This is a genomic window from Dactylosporangium cerinum (assembly GCF_042653625.1).
GTDB lineage: Bacteria > Actinomycetota > Actinomycetes > Mycobacteriales > Micromonosporaceae > Dactylosporangium > Dactylosporangium cerinum.
The window spans coordinates 91,737-118,731 of sequence record NZ_JBHSIU010000110.1 but is presented as its reverse complement, the minus strand read 5'-3'; the positions used below and the strand labels follow the sequence as shown (position 1 = coordinate 118,731).

Annotated in this window: 23 protein-coding genes; 7 read left to right on the top strand and 16 right to left on the bottom strand. The window is 70.7% G+C overall.

From position 1 onward, the window contains the following. The first annotated feature begins 14 nt into the window (after positions 1-14). From ACFPIJ_RS54895 to ACFPIJ_RS54875, 5 genes are read left to right on the top strand one after another with little or no spacing between them, the layout of a single operon-like run. Entirely contained in the window at positions 15-866 is an 852-nt protein-coding gene (locus ACFPIJ_RS54895; protein ID WP_380127543.1) for a hypothetical protein, read from the top strand. After that, positions 863-1,408, top strand: coding sequence for a DUF4129 domain-containing protein (locus ACFPIJ_RS54890; RefSeq protein ID WP_380127542.1), 546 nt, complete (start codon positions 863-865; stop codon positions 1,406-1,408). The genes ACFPIJ_RS54895 and ACFPIJ_RS54890 overlap by 4 nt, the downstream gene beginning before the upstream one ends. Further along, positions 1,405-2,745, top strand: a complete 1,341-nt coding sequence (locus ACFPIJ_RS54885; protein ID WP_380127541.1) for a DUF4350 domain-containing protein — start codon at positions 1,405-1,407, stop codon at positions 2,743-2,745. The genes ACFPIJ_RS54890 and ACFPIJ_RS54885 overlap by 4 nt, the downstream gene beginning before the upstream one ends. A gap of 17 nt (positions 2,746-2,762) precedes the next feature. Continuing rightward, positions 2,763-3,746, top strand: coding sequence for an AAA family ATPase (locus ACFPIJ_RS54880; protein ID WP_465252352.1), 984 nt, complete (start codon positions 2,763-2,765; stop codon positions 3,744-3,746). A 25-nt stretch (positions 3,747-3,771) separates the two neighbouring features. Continuing rightward, the gene (locus tag ACFPIJ_RS54875) at positions 3,772-5,118 is read left to right on the top strand and encodes a DUF58 domain-containing protein (RefSeq protein ID WP_465252351.1); all 1,347 of its coding nucleotides are present in this window, start codon (positions 3,772-3,774) and stop codon (positions 5,116-5,118) included. A 437-nt stretch (positions 5,119-5,555) separates the two neighbouring features. Here ACFPIJ_RS54875 and ACFPIJ_RS54870 read toward each other — a convergent pair whose 3' ends face one another. Continuing rightward, positions 5,556-6,551: a stage II sporulation protein M gene (locus tag ACFPIJ_RS54870; RefSeq protein ID WP_380127540.1), complete on the bottom strand. Its 996-nt coding sequence runs from the start codon at positions 6,549-6,551 to the stop codon at positions 5,556-5,558. A 60-nt stretch (positions 6,552-6,611) separates the two neighbouring features. Here ACFPIJ_RS54870 and ACFPIJ_RS54865 point away from each other — a divergent pair, with 60 nt between their 5' ends. Beyond that, positions 6,612-7,553 (top strand): RDD family protein, encoded by a 942-nt coding sequence (locus tag ACFPIJ_RS54865; RefSeq protein ID WP_380127539.1) that lies wholly within the window; start codon positions 6,612-6,614, stop codon positions 7,551-7,553. Between the two features lie 381 nt (positions 7,554-7,934). Here the strand turns inward: ACFPIJ_RS54865 and ACFPIJ_RS54860 are convergent, their stop codons facing one another. The 14 genes from ACFPIJ_RS54860 to ACFPIJ_RS54795 form a co-directional block, all read right to left on the bottom strand. Continuing rightward, positions 7,935-8,978, bottom strand: coding sequence for an ABC transporter ATP-binding protein (locus tag ACFPIJ_RS54860; protein ID WP_380127538.1), 1,044 nt, complete (start codon positions 8,976-8,978; stop codon positions 7,935-7,937). Next, positions 8,975-10,228, bottom strand: a complete 1,254-nt coding sequence (locus tag ACFPIJ_RS54855; protein ID WP_380127537.1) for an ABC transporter ATP-binding protein — start codon at positions 10,226-10,228, stop codon at positions 8,975-8,977. Before ACFPIJ_RS54855 ends, ACFPIJ_RS54860 begins: the two co-directional genes overlap by 4 nt. Then, positions 10,225-11,136: an ABC transporter permease gene (locus ACFPIJ_RS54850; RefSeq protein WP_380127536.1), complete on the bottom strand. Its 912-nt coding sequence runs from the start codon at positions 11,134-11,136 to the stop codon at positions 10,225-10,227. Before ACFPIJ_RS54850 ends, ACFPIJ_RS54855 begins: the two co-directional genes overlap by 4 nt. Next, positions 11,129-12,115 carry an ABC transporter permease gene (locus ACFPIJ_RS54845; RefSeq protein WP_380127535.1) on the bottom strand — a complete coding sequence of 329 codons (987 nt, stop codon included), beginning with the start codon at positions 12,113-12,115 and terminating at the stop codon, positions 11,129-11,131. Before ACFPIJ_RS54845 ends, ACFPIJ_RS54850 begins: the two co-directional genes overlap by 8 nt. Positions 12,116-12,193: 78 nt before the next feature. Then, entirely contained in the window at positions 12,194-13,951 is a 1,758-nt protein-coding gene (locus tag ACFPIJ_RS54840) for an ABC transporter family substrate-binding protein (protein ID WP_380127534.1), read from the bottom strand. A 285-nt stretch (positions 13,952-14,236) separates the two neighbouring features. Continuing rightward, positions 14,237-15,496, bottom strand: coding sequence for an iron uptake transporter deferrochelatase/peroxidase subunit (efeB, locus tag ACFPIJ_RS54835; RefSeq protein ID WP_380127533.1), 1,260 nt, complete (start codon positions 15,494-15,496; stop codon positions 14,237-14,239). Between the two features lie 60 nt (positions 15,497-15,556). Then, the gene (gene efeO / locus ACFPIJ_RS54830; protein WP_380127532.1) at positions 15,557-16,699 is read right to left on the bottom strand and encodes an iron uptake system protein EfeO; all 1,143 of its coding nucleotides are present in this window, start codon (positions 16,697-16,699) and stop codon (positions 15,557-15,559) included. A 29-nt stretch (positions 16,700-16,728) separates the two neighbouring features. After that, complete coding sequence (gene efeU, locus ACFPIJ_RS54825; protein WP_380127531.1) at positions 16,729-17,577, bottom strand: iron uptake transporter permease EfeU; 849 nt, start codon at positions 17,575-17,577, stop codon at positions 16,729-16,731. Positions 17,578-17,713: 136 nt separating this feature from the next. Next, entirely contained in the window at positions 17,714-19,204 is a 1,491-nt protein-coding gene (gene ahcY, locus ACFPIJ_RS54820) for an adenosylhomocysteinase (RefSeq protein WP_380127530.1), read from the bottom strand. A gap of 311 nt (positions 19,205-19,515) precedes the next feature. Further along, positions 19,516-20,637: a mannose-6-phosphate isomerase, class I gene (gene manA / locus ACFPIJ_RS54815; RefSeq protein ID WP_380127529.1), complete on the bottom strand. Its 1,122-nt coding sequence runs from the start codon at positions 20,635-20,637 to the stop codon at positions 19,516-19,518. A gap of 1 nt (position 20,638) precedes the next feature. Continuing rightward, entirely contained in the window at positions 20,639-21,598 is a 960-nt protein-coding gene (locus ACFPIJ_RS54810; protein ID WP_380127528.1) for a cation diffusion facilitator family transporter, read from the bottom strand. Next, positions 21,595-22,803 carry an SIS domain-containing protein gene (locus ACFPIJ_RS54805; protein WP_380127527.1) on the bottom strand — a complete coding sequence of 403 codons (1,209 nt, stop codon included), beginning with the start codon at positions 22,801-22,803 and terminating at the stop codon, positions 21,595-21,597. Before ACFPIJ_RS54805 ends, ACFPIJ_RS54810 begins: the two co-directional genes overlap by 4 nt. Next, positions 22,800-22,985 carry a Trm112 family protein gene (locus ACFPIJ_RS54800; protein WP_203845344.1) on the bottom strand — a complete coding sequence of 62 codons (186 nt, stop codon included), beginning with the start codon at positions 22,983-22,985 and terminating at the stop codon, positions 22,800-22,802. Before ACFPIJ_RS54800 ends, ACFPIJ_RS54805 begins: the two co-directional genes overlap by 4 nt. 30 nt (positions 22,986-23,015) lie before the next feature. Continuing rightward, positions 23,016-24,386: a phosphomannomutase/phosphoglucomutase gene (locus tag ACFPIJ_RS54795; RefSeq protein ID WP_380127526.1), complete on the bottom strand. Its 1,371-nt coding sequence runs from the start codon at positions 24,384-24,386 to the stop codon at positions 23,016-23,018. A gap of 122 nt (positions 24,387-24,508) precedes the next feature. Here ACFPIJ_RS54795 and ACFPIJ_RS54790 point away from each other — a divergent pair, with 122 nt between their 5' ends. Next, positions 24,509-25,471: a cation diffusion facilitator family transporter gene (locus ACFPIJ_RS54790; protein WP_380127525.1), complete on the top strand. Its 963-nt coding sequence runs from the start codon at positions 24,509-24,511 to the stop codon at positions 25,469-25,471. On the opposite strand, the gene ACFPIJ_RS54785 is transcribed toward ACFPIJ_RS54790, so the two are convergent. Next, positions 25,468-26,892, bottom strand: a complete 1,425-nt coding sequence (locus tag ACFPIJ_RS54785; protein WP_380127524.1) for an aldehyde dehydrogenase family protein — start codon at positions 26,890-26,892, stop codon at positions 25,468-25,470. The genes ACFPIJ_RS54790 and ACFPIJ_RS54785 overlap by 4 nt on opposite strands. Positions 26,893-26,995: the final 103 nt, after the last annotated feature.

Genomic DNA, 26,995 nt, shown 5'->3' with positions numbered 1-26,995 from the left:
ACTACGGTGTCCGCGTGGAGCAGTCCAGCCCCGTCATCCCCTTGCGTCCGCTCACGTTCGGTGAGCTGCTCGACGCAGCGGTGCAGTTGCTGCGGGTCAATGCCCGATTGCTCCTGATCGTCGCGTTCGTGCTGGCACTGTGCGAGCAGGCGGTGCTGTTCCCACTGCGCTCCGCTGCCGGGGTGGACGGCACGATGGACATCTTCAGCAGCGACGACGGCGGGCTCTGGTGGCTGGTCTTCTGCTGCGGCCTGACCATCGAGGGCATCGTCCTGGCGCTGCTCGGCGGGCTGACCGGCGCCGCCGCCGGGCCGGCCCTGCTCGGCGTCCCCGTGCCGGCCCGTGACCTGCTGCACCAGTGGGGGCGCCGGGTGCCCGCGCTGCTCGTCCTGGCGGTGGCCGTCGGCCTGATCCTGCTGCCGAGCGCGATCGTGGCGCTGCCCTGGTTCTACTTCTTCGGCGCGATCGGCCTGGCCGCGCCCGCCCTCGTGGTCGACCGGGTCGGCCCCGGCGCGGCCCTGGCCCGCTCGTTCAACCTCGCCCCGGTCGGGCTGCGCGGGGTGGCGATCCGGCTGGGCAGCTACGGCGGATGGGCGGCGATCCGGGTGGCCATCGGCTGGGGCACCAGCGCACTGCTGGCGACCGTGCTGCCGAGCGAAGCGCTGCTCAGCCAGGTCACGACCGTGGCGGTGTGGATCCTGGCCAACACCGTCGGATACGCCGCGCTCGCCTGCCTCGACGCGGTCCTCTACCTGGAGTGCCGGATGCGGATCGAGGGCCTGGACGTCGCCGTCGGCCGCTCCCGCCGGCTCGGGCGCCCCGTCGACCTGGCCCAGGCCGCCGTGCTCGGCGCGGTGAAGCGATGACCCGCACCTGGGCCGAGTTCCTGGAGGTGCTGTCCTCCCGGATCGGGCTGCCGCTGCTGGTGCTCGTCCTGCTGCTGGTCTCGATCCTCGTCGGCGTGCTGCACTACACCTATCCGCGCTGGATCCTGACCCGCTTCCCCAGTCTGCGGCGGCGGCGCCGCACGCCAGCGGAGAAGCCGGCCGCGCCGGAGCCGGTCGAGCTCACCGAGGCGGACCTCGCCGGCGAGGAACTGCCCGACGTGCCGGCCACGGTGTTCCTGACCCTCGCCGACCGGCTCGCCGCGGAGGGCCGCTACGCCGAGGCGGTCCGGGAACGGCTCCGGGCGATCGTGCGCGGCCTGGTCGAGCGGCGCGCGGTCGAGGTCCTGCCGGGCATGACCGTCACCGAGGTGGCGCGGGCCGCGGCGGTGGTGGCACCGGGCGTCGAGCCGCCGTTGCGCGGCGCGACCGGGATCTTCTCCGACATCTGGTACGGGCAGCTCCCCGCCACCGCCGAGCACGACACCCTGATGCGGCAGTACGCGGCGGAGGTCGACGCATGAAGAAACCGCGCTCGTGGCGGTGGCTGCGGCTCGCCGTCCCGCCCGCCACAGTCCTGCTGGTCCTGCTGACCGGCCTGGTGCTGTTCGAGATGGAGCAGCCCGACGAGGACGACCCCGCCTACCTGTCGCCGGCGAGCACGGCCGCCATCGGCGCCAGCACCCTGGCCGACGGCGTGCGAGCGGCCGGGGTGAAGGTCACCCGGGTCGGCGGCACCGCCGACGCCTTCCTGGCCGAGAACCGCGGCGACGTCACGATCCTGCTCACCACCCCGCAGTTCGTCCACCCGGAATATCTGCGGCGGCTGGCGCTGCTGCCGTCCTCGACCCGGATCGTGCTCGTCGAGCCCAGCCGGGAGACCCTGCTGCGCGGCCAACTGCCCATCGGCGGCACCGACCGGGCCCTCGCCAGCGGGGTGAGCACGCCCGGCTGCGACTACCGGCCCGCGACCGACGCCGGCCGGGCCGGGGTGCGCCGGACCCGGTACGGACCGCTCAACCGGGCCACCGAGCAGCAGTTCGCCCGCTGCTACGACGACTCGCTCGTGGTGTTCAGCCAGGGCTGGACCACGACGACGGTCGTCGGCTCCGCGGACCCGTTCCGCAACGACCGGATCGGTGAGTTCGGCAACGCGAAACTCACCGTCGGCCTGCTGACCGAGCGGCCGCTGCTGGTCTGGGTCGACCTGCACCACCGGGAAGCGCCGCCGAAGCCGGAGGAGAACCCGTATCAGGGCGGACCGACGCTGCAGCCCACCCGCACCGCCGGACCGACCCAGACCGCCGGCCCGGACCGTCCCAGCGGCACCCCCAGCGGCACGCGGACCACGCCGCAGCGGCCGAGCGCGCCACCGCAGAGCACCTCGCCCCAGCAGTCCGAACGCCAGAACCCGCTGTGGCACGCGTTCCCGGCGTGGACCTATGTCGTCGCCGTGCTGCTCGCCGTCGTGTTCCTGCTGTACGCCCTCGCCCGGGCACGCAGAATGGGCGGGCCTGTGGTGGAGCCGCTGCCCGTCGTGGTCCGCGCCGGCGAGACGGTCACCGGCCGCGGCCGGCTCTACCAGCGGGCCAGGGCGCGCGAGGAGTCCCTGACGACGCTGCGGTCCGCCGCGCTGAGCAGGATGGCGCGGCTGCTGCGGCTGGAGCCCGGCACCGACCGGGAGACCATCGTCACCACGGTCGCCGCGTCGAGCGGCTGGCCCCAGCACATCGTCAGGAACACGCTCTTCGGCGCGCCGCCCGATGACGACGGCTCGCTGGTCATCGCGGCCGTCCAGCTGGAGGCCCTGGTCGAGGCCGTCACCACCGAACAACCCGACGCAGAAGGAGCCCGACGGTGACCGACACCGCTATCCCGCTGGCCAAGCAGGCGCCCGAGCCGGCCGGGGACCCGCAGCAGGCCCGCGCCGCCCTCGGCCGGCTGCGCGCCGAGGTCGGCAAGGTCGTCGTCGGCCAGGACGCCGTGGTGTCCGGCATGGTGATCGCGCTCCTGGCCCGCGGGCACGTGCTCCTGGAAGGCGTGCCGGGCGTGGCGAAGACGCTGCTCGTGCGCACCGTCGCCGCGGCGCTGGACCTGGACACGAAGCGGGTCCAGTTCACCCCGGACCTGATGCCCGGCGACGTCACCGGGTCGCTGATCTTCGACGCGCGCACCGCCGAGTTCCAGTTCCGTGAGGGGCCGGTCTTCACCAACCTGCTGCTCGCCGACGAGATCAACCGGACCCCGCCGAAGACCCAGGCGTCGTTGCTGGAGGTCATGGAGGAGCGCCAGGTCTCCGTCGAGGGCCGGGCCCGGCCGCTGCCGGACCCGTTCCTGGTCGCTGCGACGCAGAACCCGATCGAATACGAGGGGACCTATCCGCTGCCGGAGGCGCAGCTGGACCGGTTCCTGCTGAAGCTGACCGTGCCGCTGCCGACCCGGGACGAGGAGCTCGGCGTGCTGCGCGCCCACCACCAGGGCTTCGACCCGCGCCAGCTGCGTGACGCCGGGGTGCGCCCGGTCGCGACCGCGGCCGACCTCGCCGCCGCCCGCGCCGCGGTGCAGCAGGTCTCGGTCGCCGACGGTGTCCTCGCATACGTGGTCGACCTCTGCCGCGCGACCCGGGTGTCGCCGTCGCTGGAGCTCGGCGCCTCGCCGCGCGGCGCGACGGCGCTGCTCGCCGCGGCGAAGGCCTGGTCGTGGCTGACCGGCCGCGACTACGTCACCCCGGACGACGTGAAGGCCCTCGCCCGGCCGACGCTGCGGCACCGGGTCCGGCTGCGGGCCGAGGCCGAGCTGGAGGGCGTGACCGCCGACGCGGTCCTCGACTCCGTCCTGGCCACCGTGCCGACCCCCCGATGACCCGCCGGCCCGGCGGGGTGCGCGCGTGATCACGTGGCGGCCGGCGGCGATCGTCGCCGCCGGCACGGCCCTGCTCGCACTGACCGGCGTCGCTCTCGGCGACGCGGTGAACGGTAGCTGGCTGTGGCTCGGCGCGGCGATCCTGCTCACCGGGGTCGCGATCCTGTGCGTCGTGGACGTCCTCGGCGCCGCGCCGCCGCGGGCGATGACCCTGTCCCGCGCCGGTCACCAGTCCCTGTGGCTCGGCGACACCGGCAGCGTCGAACTGGTCGTCCGCAACGGCTCGGACCGGCCGTTCGTCGGACGGGTCCGCGACGCGTGGGTGCCGTCCGCCGGCGCGTATCCGACCGAGCAGGAGGTGCGCGTGGACCCCGGCCGGGCGGTCCGGCTGACGACCACGGTGACCCCGACCCGGCGCGGGGACCGCCCGGCGGTCCGGGTCACGCTGCGGGCCTATGGTCCGTTGCGGCTGGCGTACCGGCAGACGACCCGCCGGGCCGCAGAGGCCATGACACCGCCGTGGCGGCTGCGGGTGTACCCGGCGTTCGCGTCCCGCCGGATCCTGCCGGAGAAGGTCGCCCGGCTGCGCATCCTGGACGGTTCGGTGGTGACCCGCGGCCGCGGCCAGGGCACCGAGTTCGACACGCTGCGCGAGTACGTGATCGGCGACGACGTCCGCTCCATCGACTGGCGGGGCAGCGCCCGGCGCTCCGACGTGGTGGTGCGCACCTGGCGGCCGGAGCGCGACCGGCGGCTCGTCTGCGTCCTGGACACGGGCCGGACCTCAGCGGCCAGGATCGGCGACGAGCCCCGGCTCGACGCGGCTATGGACGCCGCGCTGCTGCTCGCCTCCGTCGCGGCCCGCGCCGACGACCGGGTCGACCTGCTCGCCGTCGACACCACGGTCCGCGCGTCGGTGACCAACGTCGACAAGAGCACCCTGCTATGGCGGCTCGTCACCGCGATGGCCCCGCTGGAGCCGGCCCTGGTCGAGACGGACTTCGGCCTGGTCGCCGGCGAGGTCCTGCGCCGCGAACGCAAACGCGCCCTCGTGGTGCTGTTCACCGCGCTGGAGCCCGGCGCGCTCGGCGACGGCCTGCTGCCGGTCCTGCCGCAGCTTGCCGCCAAACACAAGATCGTCGTCGCGGCGGTGCACGACCCGGCCCTGAGCCGGCTCGCCCAGGTCCAGCCGGACGCGGGCCCGGACGAGGTCTACGCCGCCGCCTCCGCCCAGCGCACCCTCGCCGAACGCGAGCGGGTCGCCGCCGCGCTGCGCCACCACGGCGTGGAGGTGGTCGACGCCCCGGCCGACGTGTTCGCGTCCCGGGTCACCGACCACTACCTCGCCCTGAAATCCACCGGCAGGCTCTGACCCGCGGACCAGGCCCCGAAATCCACCGGCAGGCTCTGACCTCCGGACCGGGCCTTGAACCACCTCGCGCTTCGCGCGACCCAGGCAGGCTTCTGACCCGCGGACCGATCAGCGGGGGCCTAGGCCCTTCGCGGAGGCGGCGACCGTGGTTGATCGGACCAGGAGAGCCCCACGCCCTTCGCGCGCGGCCGATCGGACCGCAGGCCTTTCGCGCGGCCGATCGGACCAGGAGAGCCCCAGGCCCTTCGCGCGGCTGATCGGACCAGGAGAGCCCCAGGCCCTTCGCGGAGGTGGCGACCGTGGTTGATCGGACCAGGCCCGGTGACGGCTGACTGCTTCCCAAGCACCGTAACCCAGCCCACCTAATCGATCTCCGAAGCGGTGACCTCCCGCCTACGGAATGTGAACCTGTCGGCTCTGATCCTTCTCCCGTTCCGCTAGGCCGTTGGCACCGGGGCTTCGGTCAGGTCCTCCGGCAGGTCCGTCGACTCGCCCTCGACTTCCGCGGCGCGGCCCAGGATCACCACGTACGCGAGGAACGCCAGCCACACCACGGCGCCGATCACGTCCTTGACCAGCATCGGCAGTGCCGACGGGGTCAGGAAGCCCTCCAGCAGACCACTGATCAGCAGCACCACGACGAGGCCGAGCGCGACCAGCATCCCCTCCCGGGCCGCCTCCACGAGCGCCCGGCCGCGGGTCCGCAGCGGGCCGGGCGCGATCCATGCCCAGCCGATGCGCAGTCCGACGCCGGCGCCGACGAAGACCGCGGTCAGCTCCAGCAGGCCGTGCGGGATGATCATGCCGAAGAAGACGTCGCCGCTGCCATAGGCGATCATCACGCCGCCGGTCATCCCGACGTTGAACGCGTTGTAGAACAGCACGAGCACGACCGGCAGGATGAGCACACCGCCGGCCAGGCACTCGGCGGTCAGCACCGCGTTGTTGGTCCAGACGCGCAGGGTCTGGTTCTGCGACGCGAACTGGCTGTAGTAGCCGACGAAGTCGCTCTGGATCATCCTGGTGATCGTCGCGTCGTCCATGAACTTGTCGGCGACCTCGGGGTTCGCCACGACGTACCCCATGATGCCGAACGCGATCAGGCTGAACGACGTCGCCACCCCCGACCACCACGGCCAGGCCCGGTAGACCGCGAGCGGGAACCCGGCCGTGAAGAAGTGCCCCACCCGGCTCCAGGAGAACGCGGGCGCGCCCGTGATCGCGTTACGGGCCGCGAGGACCAGCCGGGACAGGCGGGCGACCAGCGCCGGGTCGGGAGAGCGGCTGCGCACGACCGACAGATGCGTGGCGGCCCGCTGGTAGAGCGCGACCAACTCGTCCGCCTCGGCCGCCGTCACCCGCCGGCGCCGGGAAAGCTGATCCAGCCGCCGCCATTCCGCGGCGTGCTCGGCGACGTACGCGTCCAGGTCCACGACGGCAGCGTAGACGGCGCCGGCACCCGCCGGGTGCACCCTTGTAGGACACTGTTGCCCATGAGCATCGCCACGGCCCCGGAGAGCCCAGGAGACCGCCTGGTCAGCGGCGAGGCCGTCGAGCTCGACGTGCGCGTCGCCCGGCTCGGCTCCCGGGCGCTCGCCCTCATCATCGACGCGTTCGGGCAGACCGTCCTGTTCATCGTGCTGGTCATGCTGGCGACGATGTTCCAGATCGTGACCAGCACCGCCGGCCTCTTCGACGACGGCCTCGGCCAGGCGATCTTCACGATCATCCTGGTGATCACCGTGCTGGGCTACCCCGCCGTCTTCGAGACCATCCTGCGCGGCCGCACCCCCGGCAAGGCCGCGATGGGCCTGCGCGTGGTCCGCGACGACGGCGGCCCGGTCCGCTTCCGGCACTCCTTCACCCGCGCCCTGGTCGGCATGGCCCTGGAGTGGCCCGGCCTGCTGCTGCCGGTGGTCACGTGGGTCGCCAGCCTCGGCACGATGCTGGTCGGCCGCAGCGGCAAGCGCCTCGGCGACTGGGCCGCCGGCACGATCGTCATCCACGAGCGGACCCCGGCGAGCTGGGGCTGGGTGCCGGCGATGCCGCCGCCGCTGCGGAACTGGGCGCGGCGGCTGGACCTGACCGGACTCGACGACAGCCTGGCCCTCGCCGTCCGGCACTTCCTGGCCCGCAACCGCGAGATCACCGAGCCGTCCCGCACGGCCCTGGGCCGGGCCCTCGCCCGTGAGGTCGCCATGTGCACGACCCCACCACCGCCACCGGAGGCGCCGGGCTGGGCGTATCTCGCGGCCGTCATCGCCGAGCGGAACCGGAGGGCAACAGCCCAGCTGGTCAAGGCCCGGGCGGCGTCGGCCAGCGTGTGGCCGGGACTGCCCGCGGCGGCTGGCCCCCAGCTCGTCGGCCCGTTCGAGCAGGCACCCCCACGCCCCGCCGACCCGGCCAACCCGTTGCGCCCCGCGCTGCCGTATTAGCCCCGCGGTCCCGGTCCGAGGCGTGTCGAGGGCGGCCGTTCGATGCTGCCGGGTGTGCAGAACTTCGAACAAATCGCCCGTAGCGCAGCACGGGGTGATCTTGGCCGCTTGATCGAAGGAGCCGCGTGGTCGTGGACGGCCGCGGCGCTCCTTCGATCATCAGCGGGCCGGAAGATCGCCGGTTGAGCGCTGGTACTCCTCGGTCTAGTCGTCGACAGTCATCACTGCGTCGTGATCCGGAAGACTTCTGGTTACTCAGGCGACATGAAGTCTTCCGGATCATGCCCGGGCACGACTTCGATCTCGACGGCCAGGCAGGCAGGCCGGACAGGCCGCGGCCCCGGGCCTGTTCGCGCAGGACCGGGGCCGGGCGGAGGACGCCTAGACCAGTTTGACGGCCTCGGCGTAGTGACAGGCGCTGCGGTGGCCTTGGCCGCGGTCGGTCAGGGCCGGCACCTCGTTCGTGCACAGCTCGCGCTCCGGCGCGCTGAGCTGCTCCGCGAACTTCGGGCAGCGGGTCCGGAAGCGGCAGCCGCTCGGCGGGCTGACCGGGCTCGGGACGTCGCCGGTGAGCAGGATCCGTTGCCGGACTCGTTCCTTGCGCGGGTCGGGCAGTGGGATCGCCGAGATCAGGGCCTGCGTGTACGGGTGGGATGCCTTCGTGAACAGGTCTTCCACGGTTGCTGTCTCGACGATGCGGCCGAGGTACATGACCGCGACGCGGTGGGCGATGTGCCGGACCACGGACAGGTCGTGGGAGACGAAGAGGTAGGACAGGCCGAGTTCGTTTTGCAGGTCTTCGAGGAGGTTGATGACGCCGGCCTGGATGGAGACGTCGAGTGCGGACACCGGTTCGTCGAGGACCAGGACCTTCGGGCGCAGCGCGAGGGCGCGGGCGATGCCGATGCGCTGGCGCTGGCCGCCGGAGAACTCGTGCGGGTAGCGGTTACCGTGCTCGGAGTTGAGGCCGACCGTGGACATCAGCTCGCGTACCTTCGCCGCGCCGCCGCCGCCGGAGAACAGGCCGTGGATCCGGAGCGGCTCGGCGATGATCTCGAAGACGGTCATGCGCGGGTCGAGGGACGCGAACGGGTCCTGGAACACGATCTGCAGGTCGCGGCGCAGCGGCCGCATCTGTGACCGGGACAGCTGGGCCAGGTCCTTGCCCGCGTAGTGGACCTCGCCGCTGGTCGGGCGGATCAGGTTGAGCAGCAGCCGGGCCGTGGTCGACTTGCCGCAGCCGGATTCGCCGACCAGGCCGAGGGTCTCGGTGCCGCCGATGTCGAAGGAGACGTCGCAGACGGCGTGCACCTCGCCGATCCGCCGGCGCAGGATGCCCCGCGAACGGACCGGGAAGTGCTTGACCAGGTTACGGGCGGAGATGACCGTCCCGGTCGCGGCCGGTTTCGAGGTGTCGATGGTCATGAGGCTTCCTCGGGCGAGTCCGCGACACGGTTCGTGCCTGCGACAGGGTTCGTGCCTGCGACAAGGCCAGTGCCAGTGCCAGCGCCAGTGCCAGCGACAAGGCCAGCGCCAGTGCCTGCGACCAGGTCCGGGTCGACGACCAGGTCCGTGTCGGCGACCAGGTCCGTGTCGGCCACCGCGACCTCTTCGGTGTCCACGTCGACGGAGGTCACCGCGAAGACATCGGTGGCCTGGGTGTCGACGAGCTGGGTGCTGAAGTGGCAGGCCGCGGCGTGCTGGCCGCCGGCGTCGACCGCGATCAGGTCGGGTTCGACCTCGTCGCAGATGTCCTGGGCGAGCGGGCAGCGGGGCCGGAACGGGCAGCCGGGCGGCAGGTTGAGCAGCGACGGCGGGGTGCCGACGATCGGGGTGAGCCGGGCGTCGCGGCCCTCGTCGACGCGCGGCAGGCTGCCGAGCAGGCCGAGGGCGTAGGGCATCCGCGGGCGGTAGAAGATGTCGTCGACGGTGCCCGACTCGACGAGTTTGCCGGCGTACATGACGCAGACCCGGTCGGCGTGCCCGGCGATGACGCCGAGGTCGTGCGTGATGAGCACGAGCGCGGCGCCGATCTCGGTGCGGGCTGCCTCGAGGGCCTCCAGGACCTGGGCCTGGACGGTGACGTCGAGCGCGGTGGTCGGCTCGTCGGCGATCATGACCTCGGGGTTGTTCGCCATCGCGATGGCGATGACGACCCGCTGGCGCATCCCGCCGGACATCTCGTGCGGGTAGTTGTTGACCCGCTGCTCCGGGAACGGGATGCCGACGATCTTGAGCAGGTCGACCGCCCGGTCCCAGGCGGCCCGCTTGCTGACGTCGTGGTGCACCAGGACGGCCTCGGCGATCTGCTTGCCGATGGAGTAGACCGGGTTGAGCGAGGTCAGCGGGTCCTGGAAGATCATCGCCAGGTTCTTGCCGCGGATCTTGCTCATCTCGCGGTCGTTCTTGCCCAGCAGTTCCTCGCCGCGGAAACGGGCCGAGCCGGTGATCTTCGCGGAGCCGGGCAGCAGGCCCATGAGCGCCAGCGACGTGACCGACTTGCCGGAGCCCGACTCGCCGACGATGCCCAGCGTCTCGCCGCGCCGGAGGGTGTATGACACCCCTCGGACCGCCTTGACCAGGCCGTCCTCGGTGGGGAACGAGACGGAGAGGTTGTCGACCTCCAGGACGGTGTCGGTCGCGCTGGGACGGGTGTTCAGTTCGATGGAGGTCATCGGCGCACCAGTGTCTGTCGGGGGTCGAACGCGTCGCGCATGCCGTCACCGATGAAGTTGACGGTCAGCGCGATGAGGATGATGAACAGGCCCGGGAAGTAGAACAGCCACGGCTGGTCCTGCACGGAGAGCTTGGCGTCGTTGATGAGCAGGCCCAGGGAGGTGTCCGGGCGCTGCACGCCGAAGCCGATGAAGGACAGCGCGGTCTCGGCGAGGATCGTGGTCGCGATCGTCACCGTCGCCGCGACGATGATCGTGCCGAGCGCGTTGGGCAGCAGGTGCCGCACGATGATGCGCAAGTCGCTGGCGCCCATCGCCTTGGCCGCCTCGACGAACTCCTGCTCGCGCAGGGACAGCACGACGCCGCGGACCACCCGGGAGATGCCGGCCCAGGCCAGGAACGACAGCACGAGGGCGAGGCCCCACCAGCTGGCGCCGCCCTGGAGGTTGACCGACAGGGTCACCGCGATGGCGATGCTCGGCAGGGTGAGGACCACGTCGGCGATGCGCATGAGCAGGCCGTCGGCCCAGCCGCGGTAGAAGCCGGCGATTGCACCCCAGAGCGAGCCGAACGTGGTGGCGATCAGGGCGACCAGCAGCGAGATCTTCAGCGACTGCTGGGTGCCGCGCATGCTCTGGCCGAGCAGGTCGTGGCCGGCCTGGTCGGTGCCGAGCGGGTACTCCGCCGAGGGCGGGGAGAAGCTGGGGCCGTCGATGTAGGCGTAGTCGTACTTCCACAGCAGCGGACCGACGAACGCGAACAAAACGATGAGCAGGAACAGCACGAGGCTGCCGACGGCGAGGCGGTGCCGCAGGAAGCGGCGGAGCACGAGCTCCAGCTGGCTGCGCTGGCGGGTGGTGAGGACGGGGGTGGCCTCGGGGGCCTTGGTGGCCAGTGAGTTACTCATAACGGATCCTCGGGTCCAGCACCGCATAGAGGAGGTCGGCGATGATGTTGAAGACGATCACCACGATGCCGGAGACGAGCAGCCAGGCCAGCAGTGAGTTGACGTCCCGCCGGGTGACGGATTCCAGCAGGTAGACGCCCATGCCGGACCAGTTGAAGACGGTCTCGGTGATCACCGCGCCACCGAAGATCCCGCCGATGTCGACGGCCGTGATGGTGGCGAGGGGGATCAACGCGGTGCGCAGGGCGTGGCGGACCATGACCTGGCGGCTGCGCAGTCCCTTGGACCGGGCCAGCCGCACGTAGTCGCTGTTGAGGACCTCCAGCATCGCGCTGCGCTGGTACCGGCTCCAGGCCGCGTACGTGATCAGCGTCAGCGAGATGGTGGGCAGGACCATGTGCCCCGCGATATCGGTGATCTTGCCCCACGTGTCGAAGCTGTCGTGGTTGTAGTCCTGGTCACCGAGTGTGTAGAAGACCTGCGAGCCGGTGCTCTGGTTGTACGCGACGCCGGCTTCCTTGAGCAGCAGCGCGAGCCAGAACGACGGGATCGACAGGGCGAGGAACCCGACGAAGGTGAACCCGTAGTCGACCTTGCTGTACTGCTTGACCGCGCTCAGCACGCCGGAGATCACGGCGAGGATGACGGCCAGCAGCATGGCCACGAAGACCAGCCGCAGCGTGACCCACAGCCGGTCGCCGATCTGATCGCCGATGTTGAGCGTCTTCTCGGTCGACTGCCCGAAGTCGCCGTGCAGGACGAGGTTGCCCAGCCAGCTGACGTACCGCTGGACGAGGGGCTTGTCGAGCCCGAGCCGGTGGGCCTCGAGCTGGCGGGTCTCGAGCGGGACCGGTGGGTTCCGCGCTTCCATGTCGTCGATCGGGTTGCCCGACAGCGAGGCGATGACGAACACGAATATCGAGGCAGCGATGAGCACCGGAATTCCGATCAGGAGCCGGCGCACCGCATAGGCGATCATGAGTTTCCTCCGCTTATTGGCAGGTGCGGGAGGACCCCGGACGCACGCGGCGTCCGGGGTCCCCGTAGATCCGGTGCGTCAGGCCGCTTTCTGGCCCCACTCCTGGATGTTGTACGTCGGGCTCCACTGCGTCGCGTTGTCCCGGATGTTGACGTAGTCCGAGTAGGTGAACGTCAGCGTGGGCTTCTGCGCGATCGGGAGGACGTAGGCCTCCTTCGACATGAGCTCGTCGCCCTGGTTGATCAGGTCGGCGGCCTTCTTCGGGTCGAGGGAGCGGGCGCCCTCGTTGGTCAGCTTGTCAACCTCGGCGTTGCTGTAGCTGCCGTAGTTGCCGCCGTTGCCGGTGACCCAGTTCTGCTCGGCCGCACCCTGGTAGAGCGGGCTGCCGACCCAGGCGAAGATGATCATGTCGTAGTCGGCGGTCGAGAGCGTCTTGCCCAGCGTCTCGGTGACCTCGATCTTGATGTCCAGACCGATGTTCTTCAGCGCCGCCTGGACCAGCTCGCCGGTGGTGGCACGCAGCTGGTTGCCCTTGGTGTGGCGGAAGCGCAGCGTCGGCACGGCCTCGCCGGTCTTCGTGATGAGCTTGCCACCCTCGATCTTGTAACCGGCGTCGGTCAGGATCTTCTTGGCCTTCTCGACGTCACCGGAGCCCTGGCCCGTCGGGGACACGACGTCCTTGTAGTTCGGGTCGCCCGGGAAGAAGTTGTGGCTGCCGAGCGGCTTCGCGGCCTTGTCGAACACGCCGTAGGTCTTGTCGATGACCGACTTGACGTTGATCGCGGTGAAGATCGCCTGGCGCAGCGCGACGTCGGCCAGGTACTTGTTCTTCAGGTTCAGGTCCAGGTGCTCCCACTGGTACCCGTGACCGATGCGGTAGATCACGCCGGGGGTCTCAGCCGCGCCGTTCACCAGAGCCGCGTTCGGCTGCGGCGACATGCCGGTGATCTCCTTGTTCTTCAGGGCCGGGATGACGCTGCCCTGGTCGATGATGAACTTGAAGACGACCTTGTCCAGCGACGGCTTGACCTTGCCGTACCACTTGTCGTTCTTCTTCAGCACCAGCGACTGGTCCTTGTTGAACGTGTCGATCACCAGCGGGCCACCGGACCAGGTCGGCACGGTCTCGCTGAACCAGTTGGCGGCCTTGTTGACGCCGTCCGGCTTGTTCAGGTCGAAGCCCTGCTTGGTCGCGAGGTGGGCCGGGTACAGGCCGTCGGTGGAGTACAGGCCCTTCCAGTCGGCGTAGGTCTTGCCGTCATCGAAGGTCAGCGTCACCGTCTTGCCGTTGTCGGACCCGACGATGGTCTTGATCAGGTCGTAACCGGAGGTGCTGGCCGGGGTGCACTCGCTGCAGTGCTCCTTCTTACCGGAGTTCTGCTTCCAGGCAAGAATGAAGTCGTCGGCGCTGATGGCCGTGCCGTCGTTCCACACCGCGTCCGGCTTGATCTTGTAGACCACGGTCTGCGGGTTCTGGTTCGTCAGCTCGGCCGAGGCCAGGAGGTCGGAGTTGAGCTGCAGCGTGCCGCTCGGGTCGGACTTGAAGACCTGGGGGATGACACCCGACAGCGCCTGCGCCGCGACGAGCGTGTTGCCCTCTTCAGTGTTGATGTTCCAGCTGGTGAAGCTCTGCTCGAGGCCGAAGATGTATTCACCGCCCGGCTTGGTGTTGCCGCTGTTGCAGGTGTTCGGGCTCTTCTCGCAGTCGGCGAAGCCGGCGTTGGACGTCGGCGTCTCCTTGTTGCTCTCACTCCCGCCACCGCAGGCGGTCAACGTGAGCAGCGAAGCCGCCGCGACCGCGATGAGGCCGGTAAGCCCCTTCGATCTCGTGCGCATGTCTCCTCCAGTCAGGAACGACAGCCCTGGCCACGATGGAGTCCGCGGTCGCGGGCACGACCGTGGGCCAACCGGGCTGCGTTGTGGTGCCTAAAGGAAACGACGCGAGGGGCTACCTGCATAGAGGATGTAGAGATTCGTAACTGTCCCGTTATGCGGACTGTTGCCTGACCATTTGCCTACCGAAATGGACGTTCCGAAGTCCCTAAGTTACAGATGGTGAAATTAGATCTTGCCGACTTGCGCCCGAAATATCCGAGAAACACGCGTTCAAATGTGTCGAATCTACGCGAAGAGTGCCCGACCCCAGTAGTCGTCGGCGGCACGGATGCCCGGAGGGCAGGCGAACAAACCACTTGACACATGGCGGATGTACTCGTTCAGAGTGTCCTGACGCGCGAGCCGGGTCTGCACCGGCACGAACTGGCGGCGCGGATCACGCTGGTACGCGATGAAGAACAGCCCGGCGTCGAGGCGCCCGAGCCCGTCGGAGCCATCGACGAAGTTATAGCCGCGGCGCAGCAGCCTGGCGCCGTCGTTGGCGTCCGGGTGCGAAAGTCGCACGTGCGCGTCCGCCGCGATGAGCGGCTCCCCGTCGGCACCCTTCGCGTCGAACCTCGGCAGGTCGAACTCCGCCTTACCGCCGTGCGGCGCCCCCTCGCCCTTGGTCCGGCCGATGATCGCCTCCTGCTCGCCGAGCGAGGTGCGGTCCCACGTCTCGATGAGCATACGGATCTTGCGGGTGACGACGTAGGAGCCGCCCGTCATCCACTCCGCGCCGTCACCCGGCTGCACCCACAGCTGCTCCTTGAGCAACTGGGTGTCCTCGGCCTTCAGGTTGGCGGTGCCGTCCTTGAAACCGAACAGGTTCCGGGCGGTCACCTGGCCACGGGAGGTCGACGAGGTACGCCCGAAGCCCAGCTGCGTCCAGCGGACGCTGACCACCCCGAAGCCGATGCGGGCCAGGTTGCGCACCGCGTGCACGGCGACCTGCGGATCGTGCGCGCACGCCTGGATGCAGATGTCACCGCCGGAGATCTCCGGCTTGAGCGCGTCCTTGGCGAAGCGGGGCAGGTCCGCCAGGGCGGCCGGGCGCCGGTCCGCGATGCCGAAGCGGTCCTTGCCCTCCGCGGTGCGGAACAGCGTCGGCCCGAACCCGATCGTCAGCGTCAGCCCCGACGGCGGCAGGCCGATCGCCTCACCGGTGTCGTCGGGTGCGGCCTCCTGGGCGCCGTTGACCGCGCCGATGCTGCCGGCGTCGCGGCCGGACGTCATCCGCGCGGCCGCCATGGTCCACTTCTCCAGCAGGTCGAGCAGCTCCGCCTTCTTGTCGGTGATGACGTCGAAGGCGACGAAGTGCAGGCGGTCCTGGGCCGGGGTGACGATCCCGGCCTGGTGCTCGCCGTAGAACGGGATCGCCGCGCCCGCGTCCGCGGCCTGCGCGGGGTGGGTGGCGCCGTCGATCAGCGTGGCACCTGCGACACCCGCGGCCGCGGCGCCGATGGCACCCGCGCCGGCGAGGCCGAGCATCTTGCGGCGATCCATTTCTCGTCCCTTCCGTGGGCGGCCCCGGCCTTTCCAGCGAAAGACCGGGGCCGGGGGGTACTACTTGGACGCGACCAGCGGGGCGACCTTGCTGATCGGCTCGGCGAGTGCGTTGATCGAGTCGGCGAGGGCCTTCAGGTCGGCCTCGGACAGCTCGTTGTGGAACTTCCAGCCGTCGCCGTTGCGGTGCTTGTCGAGCTCGGCCTGGGCGGCGGCGAACTTGTCCTCGAGCGTCTTGGCCAGTGCGGCGTCCTTCTCCGCGATCACCGGGCGGAGCGCGGCGATCGCGGCGCGGGAGCCTTCGAGGTTGGCCGCGAAGTCCCACAGGTCCGTGTGCGAGAAGGTGTCCTCCTCACCGGTGATCTTGCCGGTGGCGACCTCGTCGAGCAGTTCCTTGGCGCCGTTGGCCAGGTTCAGCGGGGACAGCTGCACCGTGTTGGCCTTGTCGACGATCGTCTTGACGTCGGCGAGCAGTTTGTCGGCGGTCGGGCCGGACTTGCTGACGTCCTTGGTGACCCAGAGGTCCTTCTCGATCTTGTGGAAGCCGGTCCACTCCTGGCCCGCCTCCAGGTCCGCCTCGCGGGCGTCGATGGCCGGGTCGAGGTCGCCGAAGCTCTCCGCGACCGGCTCGATGCGCTCCCAGTACGTGCGGGCGATCGGGAAGAGCGTCTTGGCCTTCTCGATGTCGCCGCCCTTGACCGCGGTGACGAACTCGGTGGTCTTGTCGATCAGCGCGCCGGTCTGGCTCTTCACGTACCGCTGGTAGTCCTGCGCCGCCTGGGCGAGCTTCGCGTCGTCGGTGAGCGGCTTGGTGTCACCGGTGGCCTTGAATCCGCCCCGGATGCCCTTGCCGCTCATGCCGGGCTTGCACGCCGTCTCGTAGGTGCCGGCGGGCAGCTCGACGATGAGCTCGCGGCTCAGGCCGGGGGCCACGTTCTCGACCTCGCCCATGATCCGGTCGCCGCTGGCGTAGACGTAGAACTCGGTGACCTTGGCGCCCTTGTTGCTGATCGTGAACGTCACCGGGCCGGAGGTGGTCTCGGTCTTCTCGACCTTGCACTCCGTGTCGGTCGCCGTGACGGCGATCTTGCCGGTGCCGGCGGCGCCCGGCGCGGCCGCGTCGTCCTTGCTGTCGCCGCAGCCGGCGAGGGTCAGCGCGGCGACCGTGCCGGCACTCACCGCGATCAGGGCTGATTTACGCATGGTTCTCCTACGAAAGGGGGAAGGGTGCGTTACGCGGAGGTGGCGGCGCCGGCCGGCTCGGCGGCCGGCTTCGGGGCCTTCTTGAGCAGGGGCAGCAGGAACAGGACCAGGACCGGGATCCCGTAACCGAGCCACGCGACGGTCTCCAGGACCGTCGGCTGCGGCGTGATGTTGAACATGCCGCGGAGCAGCTCGGCGTACCACGCGTCCGGCGGCAGCACCCCCGTCACGTCGTATGCGTGCGTGTTGATGCCCGGCAGGACGCCGCTCTCCTGCAGGTCGTGCACCCCGTACTTGAAGATCCCGGCGGCGACGAGCACGAGCAGCGCGCCGGTCCAGGTGAAGAAGCGGGTCAGGTTGATGCGGACCGCGCTGGCGTAGAGCAGCCAGCCGAGCACCACCGCGGTGAGCAGGCCGAGGCTGATGCCGATCAGCGGCTGCGCGGAGTCCTTCGTGCCCTGCGCTGCCGCGTAGAACAGGATCGAGGTCTCCAGGCCCTCACGGACCACGGCGAGGAAGGCCATGCCGGCGATCGCCCACGCGCCGACCTGGATCGCCTCTTCGAGCCGGCCGCGCAGCTCGGCGGCCATCCGGCGGGCCATCCGGCGCATCCAGAAGATCATCCAGGTGACGAAGATGACAGCGGCGAACGAGGCGCACGCCTCGAACAACTCCTGCTGCTCGAAGCTCAGCGTTGCCGCGCCCGCCTCGAGGAGGGCGGCGAAGCCGATGGACAGCAGTGCGGCCGCGGCGACGCCGGCCCACACGAACTTCAACAGGTGCCCGCGGTCGCTCTTGACCAGGAACGCGACCAGAATCGAGACCACCAAGGTGATTTCGAGGCCTTCGCGGAGGCCGATCAGGTAGATGGCGGTCATCGGTCGCTCCGCAGGTTAGCCGAACCTTACTTAGGTCAGCTTTACCTTAGCGGCTGGTCCAGGAGTTCTACAAGTTGTAGAAGTGCACAGCAAAAGGGCCCTGTCGCGGATGCGACAGGGCCCTTTCAACCGGAGCTCAGTAGCGGTAGTGGTCCGACTTGTAGGGACCCTCCACCGGGATGCCGAGGTATTCGGCCTGCTTCTTGGTCAGCTCGGTGAGCTTGACGCCGAGGGCGTCCAGGTGCAGCCGGGCGACCTTCTCGTCGAGGTGCTTCGCCAGCGTGTAGACGCCGATCGGGTAGTCCTCGAGCTTGGTGAACAGCTCGATCTGCGCGATGACCTGGTTGCTGAAGCTGTTGGACATCACGAAGCTCGGGTGACCGGTCGCGTTGCCCAGGTTGAGCAGGCGGCCCTCCGACAGCACGATGATCGAGTGGCCGTCGTCGAACTTCCACTCGTCGACCTGCGGCTTGATGACGATCCGCTTGACGTCGGAGCGCTTGGCCAGGCCGGCCATGTCGATCTCGTTGTCGAAGTGGCCGATGTTGCCGACGATCGCCTGGTGCTTCATCTGCGCCATGTGATCGGCGGTGAGCACGTCGAGGCAGCCGGTCGCGGTGATGAAGATGTCCGCGGTGGAGACGACGTCCTCGATGGTGGCGACCTGGTAGCCGTCCATCGCGGCCTGCAGCGCGCAGATCGGGTCGACCTCGGTCACGATGACCCGGGCGCCCTGGCCGCGCAGCGACTCCGCGCAGCCCTTGCCCACGTCGCCGTAGCCGAACACGACCGCGACCTTGCCGCCGATCAGCACGTCGGTGGCCCGGTTGATGCCGTCGATGAGCGAGTGGCGGCAGCCGTACTTGTTGTCGAACTTCGACTTGGTGACCGAGTCGTTGACGTTGATCGCCGGGAAGAGCAGCTTGCCCTGCTGGTGCATCTCGTAGAGACGGTGCACGCCGGTCGTGGTCTCCTCGGTGACGCCCTTGATGCCGGCGGCGACCTTGGTCCAGCGACCCTTGTCCTCGGCGAGGGAGGTGTGCAGCAGGCCGAGGATGACCGCGTACTCCTCCGAGTCGGCGGTGTCCACCGCGGGGACCGCGCCGAGGCCCTCGAACTCGGCACCCTTGTGCACGAGCAGCGTGGCGTCACCGCCGTCGTCGAGGATCATGTTGGGCGCCTCGCCGTCCGGCCACAGCAGGATCTGCTCGGTGCACCACCAGTACTCCTCCAGGGTCTCGCCCTTCCAGGCGTAGACCGGGATGCCGGACGGGTTCTCCGGCGTGCCCTCCGGGCCGACCGCGATCGCGGCGGCCGCGTGGTCCTGGGTCGAGAAGATGTTGCAGCTGGCCCAGCGCACCTGCGCGCCGAGCGCCGCGAGGGTCTCGATCAGCACCGCGGTCTGGATCGTCATGTGCAGCGAGCCGGTGATCCGCGCGCCCCGCAGCGGCTGCGACGCGGCGAACTCACGGCGGATCGCCATCAGACCGGGCATCTCGTGCTCGGCGAGCTGGATCTCCTTGCGCCCGAAGGCCGCCAGGGAAAGATCGGCCACCTTGAAGTCGCCCTCGGCGACGGTCTTCGGGCGGTCCGCCTGGCTGGTCCGCGGCGGCAGCGTGCTGGTCATGCAGTCTCCTGGTCTGTGGGCCGGATCTGGATGTGGGCCCGACGCGGACCGCGCTGATCAACCAGACGCGGCCAGGGCCCAACAAGCGGCGCGACCTCTCACGGTACGCGGCAGCGCTCAAGGGACGCTCACCGCCCTTGGACAGCGTAGGGGGCGGTGAGATTGCTCTCACCGCCCCCTACTTCCCCCCGGTTTGGTTCCCCCGCATGGAGCCCGAACTCAATGCCGAACCCTGCGTAGCCAGAACACTACCGTGTGCAGTCGTAATGTCAAGACGAATCCGGACAAGTCACTCGCGTTTCGGTTGCGGTTTACGGGGTCGCGGCCTGGAAGACGTCGCCCTCGCCGCTCACCGCGAGCTCGCCGCGCGTCGCCGGAGCGAACGCGGCCTGACCCGCCTCGATCATCACCGGCACCACGCCGTCGTCGACCCGCACCGCGCCCCGCACGCAGAGCACGATCCGCGGCCCGCCGCCCGGCAGCCGGACCGCCGCCGCGCCCCGCGGCTCGACGACCGCCCGGTGCAGGGTGAAGTCCGGCACCGGCACCGGCCACGTAACGAGGCCGGGCGCCAGGTCCACGGGCCGGGTGACCGGGTCCTCGAGCACCTCGAAGCGCAGCACCCGCAGCAGCTCGTCGACGTCCACGGGCTTCGGGGTGAGGCCGCCGCGCAGGACGTTGTCCGACGCCGCCATGATCTCCACACCGACGCCGCGCAGGTAGGCGTGCAGGTTGCCGGCGGGCATCCAGACCGCCTCGCCCGGCCGCAGGGTGACCCGGTTGAGCAGCATCGCGACGATGACCCCGGGATCGCCCGGATAGCGCTCGGCCAGCTCGGCGGCCAGGCTCGTGCCGGGGCTCGCCGCCACCACCTCGTCGACCAGCCGCGGGTCGGGCTTGCCGAGCAGGCCGCGCACCGCGTCGTGCAGCGCGGCCGCCGGGTCGGACTGGCGGAGCGCCCCGATCGTCTCCTCCAGCCCGGGCACGCCGAGCGCGGCGAGCTCGACGGCGGTGACGGCCGGGTCGCGGAAGCCGCACAGCGCGTCGAAGTCGGTGAGCGCCACCAGCATCTCCGGCTTGTGCCACGCGTCCACGTAGGACGGGTGTCCGGCCGCGTGCGCCTCCTGGGCCTGCGCGAGGGTCGGATGCGCCTGCAGCGACAGCGGCTGGGCGGCCGCGAGGATCTTCAGCAGGAACGGCAGCCGGGGCCCGAACCGCTCGACGCCCGACTCGCCGAGCAGTCCGACCGGGTCGGCGGCGATCGCGTCGACCAGGGACGTGCCGCTGACCGCCAGCCGGGACGGGCTGGCCGGGTGCGCACCCATCCACAGCTCCGCCTCCGGCTCGGTCGTCGGTGGGCGCCCCTGCAGGGCGGCGATCGCGGTCACCGACCCCCATGCGTACCTGCGGATCGGGCTGTCGAGCAGTTCCACGCTAGTGTGCCTCCGCGGTGTCCGGCAGCGGCCCCGAGGAGGGCTTCCCGGCCTGGTAGATGTCGGGCTCCAGGTAGATGATCGTGGCGATCGGCACCGCCGCGCGGATCCGGGCCTCGGCCGCGTCGATGCCCCGGGCCACCTCGGCCGCGGTCTCGTCGTGCCGGACCGCGATCTTCGCCGCGACCAGCAGCTCGTCGGGGCCCAGGTGCACGGTGCGCATGTGGATCAGCGACTCGACCTCGGGCCCGGCGACGATGGCGGCCTTGATCTGAGCGATCTGCTCCGGGGACGCGGCCTCGCCGACCAGCAGGCCCTTCATCTCCACCGCGAGGATCGCGGCGACGACGATCAGCAGCACGCCGATCGCGGCGGTGCCGACGCCGTCCCAGATCCCGTCACCGGTGATCAGGGTGAGGCTGACGCCGAACAGGGCGAGCACCAGGCCGACCAGGGCGGCGAGGTCCTCGAGCAGGATGACCGGCAGCTCCGGCTGCTTCGCCCGGCGGATGAACTGCCACCAGGTGACGTTGCCCTTGATCTTCTGCGTCTCGATGATCGCGGTGCGGAAGGACAGGCTCTCCATCACGATCGCGGCGACGAGCACGGTGACGGGGACCCACTGCCACTGGTCGATCGGCTCGGGGTGGCCGATCTTGTGCCAGGCCTCGTAGAGCGCGAAGATCCCGCCGACGAAGAACAGCACGACCGCGACGACGAACGCGTAGACGTAGCGCTCCCGGCCGTAGCCGAACGGGTGCTCGGCGTCGGCGCGCCGCTTGGCCTGGCGACCGCCGAAGAGCAGCAGGCCCTGGTTGCCGGAGTCGGCAATGGAGTGGATCGACTCGGCCAGCATCGACGACGACCCGGTGAGCAGGAACGCCACGAACTTGGTGACAGCGATGCCGAGGTTCGCGAACAAAGCCGCGACAACGGCTTTCGTACCACCTTCGGTGCTCATGGACTGACCAGCTCCTTCATCTCCGAGACCGCGGGCACGGCCATCGGGTCGAAGCCGTGCGCGAGTCCAAGATAGATCGAAGCGAAGTCCGGCACCGCGACGAGAGACGCAAGTCGCTCCAGCGCCGAACCGCCCTCGGCGGTGATCAGGCTCACCCGCACGCCACGGCGCTCGGCGAGCTGCTGGACCGCCTCGGCCCGCCTCTCCTCCACCGCGGAGGGCTCGCCGTCGGCCTCTTCCTCGTCCTCGGCGAGGCCGCCGTCGCGGAGCAGGACCAGTCGCAGCCGGGTCACCGACTCGTCCTCGTCGGAGGGGTCGGCGAAGATGTCGCGGCCGGCCTCGGCCAGGCCGCCGTAGACGCCGTCGAGCAGGCCGACCCGGCCCCGGCCCGCCTCGCCGAGGGCGCCGGCGACGGCGGGGTAGCGGGCGTTGGCGGCCAGGACGTCGCCGAAGCGGCGGGCCGCGACGTTCGCCAGGGGCGAGGAGCCCCACACGATCGGCACCGAGCGGGCCAGGTCGAGCGCGAGGCTCTTGCCCGGGTTGACGAACGACTCCAGCGTCATGCGGCACCGGTCGGCGTCGGCGTCGAGCCGGGCCGCGGTCTCCGCGAAGTCCGCCTCGTTGACCTTGACCAGCCCGAGCTGCCGGCCGGCCAGGAGCACCGGCACGGCCAGCCCCCACAGGCTGGCGCGGGCCGGGGCGCGGCGCGGCACCGGGATGAACGGCGCGCGGAAGCGGTCGGCGAGCGCGTGCAACTGCGTGTCCGGGGCGCCGATCGCGACCAGCCGGGCGCCGCGACGGCCGGCGGCCTCGGCGGCGGCCAGGGCCTCCGGCGAGCGACCGGAGGCGGAGACGGCGATGACGACGTCGGCCGCGCCGACCCAGCCCGGGATGCCGGCGCTGCGGTGCGCGAGCACCGGCACCGGGCAGCGCGGGCCGGCCACCGTCTCCAGGATGTCGCCGGTGCGCGCGGCGGTGCCGACCCCGGCGACGACGACGGCGCGGGGCCGGCCCTCGTCGGCGAGGGCGCTCAGGTCGGTCTCGGCCGCGAGGGCCGCCGACTCGCGGACCTGGGCACCGGCGGACGCGGTGGCGCGCAGCATGCCGCCCGGGTCGTTGCGCTCCAGGGCCGCGGCGTCGTCGAGCAGCGACAGGTCGATCTCGCGGTGCCCGCGGACGCCTGCGGTGCCCTCCAGGGGGTTCATGCGGCACCACCCTCGGGGAGCCGGGCCTCGTCGAGCAGCAGCACCGGGATGCCGTCCCGGATCTCGTAGATCCGCCCGCACTGCGTGCAGGTCAGCGTCTGCGCTTCCTCGTCGAGCGTCAGCTCGGCGTGGTGCTCGTCCGGACAACGCAAGATGGAAAGCAGGGCGGGGTCGACGGACACGTCTGTTCCAACTCCTTCTAGCGGCGATCGTCAGCGGCGGATGACGTCTAGCATTTCATCGCGCAGGGCTGCCATCCGCTCAGCGGTGGGCGCCTCCACGTTAAGCCGCAGGAGCGGCTCGGTGTTGGACGGGCGCACACTGACCCAGCTGCCGTCGGGGAAGTCCAGGGTGATCCCGTCGAGCCGGTCGACCGGCACCGGGTAGGCGGCCTCGATCTCGGCCATCTTCGCGGCCGGGTCGGCGACCGTCGAGTTGATCTCCCCGGAGTCCGCGTAACGCACGTAGTCCTTGGTCAGCGCCGACAGCGGGGCGGCCTGGCCGCCGAGCATCGCCAGGGTGTGCATCGCGGCCAGCATGCCGGTGTCGGCGCCCCAGAAGTCGCTGAAGTAGTAGTGCGCGGAGTGCTCGCCGCCGAAGACGGCGCCGGTCGTGGCCATCTCGGCCTTGATGAACGAGTGCCCGACGCGGGTGCGGACCGGGACGCCGCCGTGCTCCCGCACGATCTCCGGCACCGCCCGGGAGGTGATGAGGTTGTGGATGATCGTGGCGCCGGGCGCCTTCGCCAGCTCCCGGACCGCCACCATCGAGGTGATCGTCGAGGGCGAGACGGCCTCGCCGCGCTCGTCGATGACGAAGCAGCGGTCGGCGTCACCGTCGAAGGCCAGGCCCAGGTCGGCGCCGGTCTCGCGGACCTTCGCCTGCAGGTCCAGCAGGTTCGCCGGCTCCAGGGGGTTGGCCTCGTGGTTGGGGAACGAGCCGTCCAGCTCGAAGTAGAGCGGGATGATCGTCAGCGGCAGGCCCTCGCCGAGCACCGCCGGCACCGTGTAGCCGCCCATGCCGTTGCCGGCGTCGACCACGACGGTCAGTGGCCGGATGCCGGTGAGGTCGACCAGGCCGCGCAGGTAGCTCGCGTAGTCCGCCAGCATGCCGTGCTGCTCGATGGTGCCGTGCCGGGTCGCGGCCGCCGGCTCGCCCCGGCCCTCCAGGATTGCCTGCGCGCGCTCGCGGATCTCGGCGAGACCCGAGTCCTGCCCGACCGGCTTCGCCCCCTGCTTGCACAGCTTGATGCCGTTGTACTGGGCCGGGTTGTGACTGGCCGTGAACATGGCGCCCGGCAGGTCCAGCGTGCCGGAGGCGAAGTACAGCAGGTCCGTCGAACCGAGTCCCGCCTCGACCACGTCGGCGCCCTCGGCCCGCACCCCGTTCGCGAACGCGGACGCGAGCGCCGGGCCGGACTCGCGCATGTCGTGCGCGGTCACCACCCTGTCGGCGAACTCGCCGCGGCTGCGCAGCGTCTGCACAAACGCCCTGCCGAGGGCCTCGGCGACCGGCTCGTCGAGCTGGTCGGGCACCGTCCCCCGCACATCGTAGGCCTTGACGATCCGGCTCAGGTCGATCACAGTCCGCGCTCCTGTCGTGGTCGCTGTCCTACGCCGAAGCCTAGTGCGGTGACGTTCCGCGTACGTGTCAGTCCGGAGTTGCGACTGTTAGTTCCCGTCGCCGATGTGGTATCAGCTTGAGCGTGGCCGAGGAAGGTAACTCCATCAGGGCGATCGTCGCCGCGTTCGCCGCCAACCTCGGCATCGCCGTCAGCAAGTTCGTCGCGTTCCTCTTCACGGGGTCCTCGGCGCTGCTGGCCGAGGCCGTGCACTCCGTCGCCGACACCGCCAACCAGCTGCTGCTGCTCCTCGGCGGCCGCCGGGCCAAGCGGGCGGCGTCGCCGCTGCACCCGTTCGGCTACCAGCGGTTCCGCTACTTCTACGGCTTTCTGGTGACCCTGGTCATCTTCCTCGTCGGTGGCGTCTTCGCACTCTTCGAGGGATGGCAGAAGCTGCACGCCCCGGAGCCGGTCGAGTCGCCGGTGTGGGCGTTCGCGGTGCTCGGCGTCTCGATCGTGCTGGAGTCCTTCTCCCTGCGCACGGCGGTGCACGAGGCGCAACCGGAGCGGCGGGGGCTGCCGTGGCTGCGGTTCATCAGGACCACCCGGTCGCCGGAGCTGCCGGTGGTGCTCGCCGAGGACTTCGGCGCGCTGACCGGCCTGTTCTTCGCCACGGTCGGCATCACCCTCGCCGTCGTCACCGGCGACGGGCGCTGGGACGCGGTCGGCACCATCGCGATCGGCGTGCTGCTGGTCATCATCTCGATCACCCTGTCGACGCGGATGCGCAGCCTCCTGATCGGCGAGTCGGCCGACCAGGAGACGCTGCGGCGGATCGAGGCCGCGATCGAGGCCGAACCCCTGGTCCAGCGGATGATCCACCTGCGCACCATGCACCTGGGCCCCGACCAGCTGCTCATCGCGGCGAAGGTGGCCTTCGCCGCGGACGAGACGGTGGCGCACGTCACTGACGCGATCAACCGCGTCGAGGCCCGCATCCGCGACGACCTCGACGACGAGTGCTTCGTCTTCCTGGAGCCCGACGTCTGGGACCAGCGGCTGCACGAGACGCAGGAACGGCCGCCGGGCTCGGCGAAAAAGCCCTAGAGCTGCAGCCCTGTCAGAACCATGACCCGGTCCTCGGTGTAGTCGGCCATGGCGCTGGCCAGGCCCTCCCGGCCGACGCCGCTGGCCTTGGCGCCGCCGTAGGGCATCTGGTCGGCGCGGTAGCTCGGCACGTCGCCGACGATGACGCCGCCGACGTCAAGGACGCGGTGCGCCTCGAAGGCACGGTCGAGGCGGCGGGTGAAGACACCGGCCTGCAGACCGAACTCCGATTCGTTGACGGCGGCCAGGCCGGCCGCGTCGGAGGGGACCCGCTCCAGGACGAGGACCGGGCCGAAGACCTCCTCGGCGACCACCTTCGCGTCGGCGGGGACGCCGGTCAGGACTGTCGGGGCGTAGGTGGCGCCGTCGCGGGTGCCGCCGGTGAGCAGCTTCGCGCCGGCGGCGACGGCCTCGCCGACCCAGGACTCGACCCGCTCGGCCGCGGCCGCGCTGATCAGCGGTCCGACGTCGGTGGCGTCCTCCCACGGCGAGCCGCTCACCTGAGCCTCGACGGCCGCGACCAGCTTGTCGCTGAGCGCGTCGAAGTGCCGGTCGTGCACGTACACCCGCTGCACCGCGATGCAGCTCTGCCCGGCCTGGTAGTTGGAGAAGGTGGCGATCCGGGTCGCGGCCCAGTCGAGGTCGTCCCAGTCCTCGCAGACCAGGACCGCGGCGTTGCCGCCGAGCTCGAGGGTGACGTGCTTGCGGGGCACGGCCTCGCGGATCTGCCAGCCGACCGGGCCGGAGCCGGTGAAGGACACCACGGGCAGGCGCGGGTCGGCGACCAGGGCCGGGGCGCGGTCGTTGGGGATCGGCAGGATCGACCACATGCCGGTGGGCAGATCGGTCTCGGCCAGGATCTCCCCGAGCAGCAGCGCGCTGAGCGGGGTCGCCGGCGCGGGCTTGAGCACGATCGGCGCGCCGACCGCGATCGCCGGGGCGACCTTGTGCGCGACCAGGTTGAGCGGGAAGTTGAACGGCGAGATGCCGAGCACCGGCCCCTTCGGCACCCGCTTGACCAGGGCGATCCGGCCGGTCGCGGCGGGGTCGGTGTCGAGGCGTTGCACGGCGCCGGAGAAGCGGCGGGCCTCCTCGGCGGCCCACCGGAACGTGGACACGGCGCGGCCGACCTCGCCGCGGGACCACTTCAGGGGCTTGCCGTTCTCCCCGGTGATGAGCCGGGCGATCTCCTCGGCGCGCTCCTTGAGGCGGGCACTCACGTGGTCCAGCGCCGCGGCCCGGGCGCTGGCGGGCAGGCCGGCGGCCTCCGCCCGCACCGACGCTGCCTTGGAAACCGCCTCCTCGACCTGCGCCGGGGTGGCGTTGGAGGTGCTGCCGACCACGCGGCCGTCGAACGGGTGGCGGATCTCGACGACGTCGTCGCTGCTCGCCGGCCGGCCGGCAATGAAGAACGGGGTCACAACCTCAGCCTACGCCGCTTCACAGCATGGAAACAGTTGCTCAAAGGGTTGTGCGCTGCGGAATCGGTGGAAGGATGTGGCTGCCGGCACTCAAAGGAGTGGA

Excerpts from the sequence above, each read along its gene's own strand:
- ACFPIJ_RS54890 (WP_380127542.1), top strand. The coding sequence starts at position 863 with ATGACCCGCACCTGGGCCGAGTTCCTGGAGGTGCTGTCCTCCCGGATC.
- ACFPIJ_RS54885 (WP_380127541.1), top strand. The coding sequence starts at position 1,405 with ATGAAGAAACCGCGCTCGTGGCGGTGGCTGCGGCTCGCCGTCCCGCCC.
- ACFPIJ_RS54865 (WP_380127539.1), top strand. The coding sequence starts at position 6,612 with ATGAGCATCGCCACGGCCCCGGAGAGCCCAGGAGACCGCCTGGTCAGC.
- ACFPIJ_RS54860 (WP_380127538.1), bottom strand. The coding sequence starts at position 8,978 with ATGACCATCGACACCTCGAAACCGGCCGCGACCGGGACGGTCATCTCC.
- ACFPIJ_RS54855 (WP_380127537.1), bottom strand. The coding sequence starts at position 10,228 with ATGACCTCCATCGAACTGAACACCCGTCCCAGCGCGACCGACACCGTC.
- ACFPIJ_RS54850 (WP_380127536.1), bottom strand. The coding sequence starts at position 11,136 with ATGAGTAACTCACTGGCCACCAAGGCCCCCGAGGCCACCCCCGTCCTC.
- ACFPIJ_RS54845 (WP_380127535.1), bottom strand. The coding sequence starts at position 12,115 with ATGATCGCCTATGCGGTGCGCCGGCTCCTGATCGGAATTCCGGTGCTC.
- ACFPIJ_RS54840 (WP_380127534.1), bottom strand. The coding sequence starts at position 13,951 with ATGCGCACGAGATCGAAGGGGCTTACCGGCCTCATCGCGGTCGCGGCG.
- efeB (WP_380127533.1), bottom strand. The coding sequence starts at position 15,496 with ATGGATCGCCGCAAGATGCTCGGCCTCGCCGGCGCGGGTGCCATCGGC.
- efeO (WP_380127532.1), bottom strand. The coding sequence starts at position 16,699 with ATGCGTAAATCAGCCCTGATCGCGGTGAGTGCCGGCACGGTCGCCGCG.
- efeU (WP_380127531.1), bottom strand. The coding sequence starts at position 17,577 with ATGACCGCCATCTACCTGATCGGCCTCCGCGAAGGCCTCGAAATCACC.
- ahcY (WP_380127530.1), bottom strand. The coding sequence starts at position 19,204 with ATGACCAGCACGCTGCCGCCGCGGACCAGCCAGGCGGACCGCCCGAAG.
- ACFPIJ_RS54810 (WP_380127528.1), bottom strand. The coding sequence starts at position 21,598 with ATGAGCACCGAAGGTGGTACGAAAGCCGTTGTCGCGGCTTTGTTCGCG.
- ACFPIJ_RS54805 (WP_380127527.1), bottom strand. The coding sequence starts at position 22,803 with ATGAACCCCCTGGAGGGCACCGCAGGCGTCCGCGGGCACCGCGAGATC.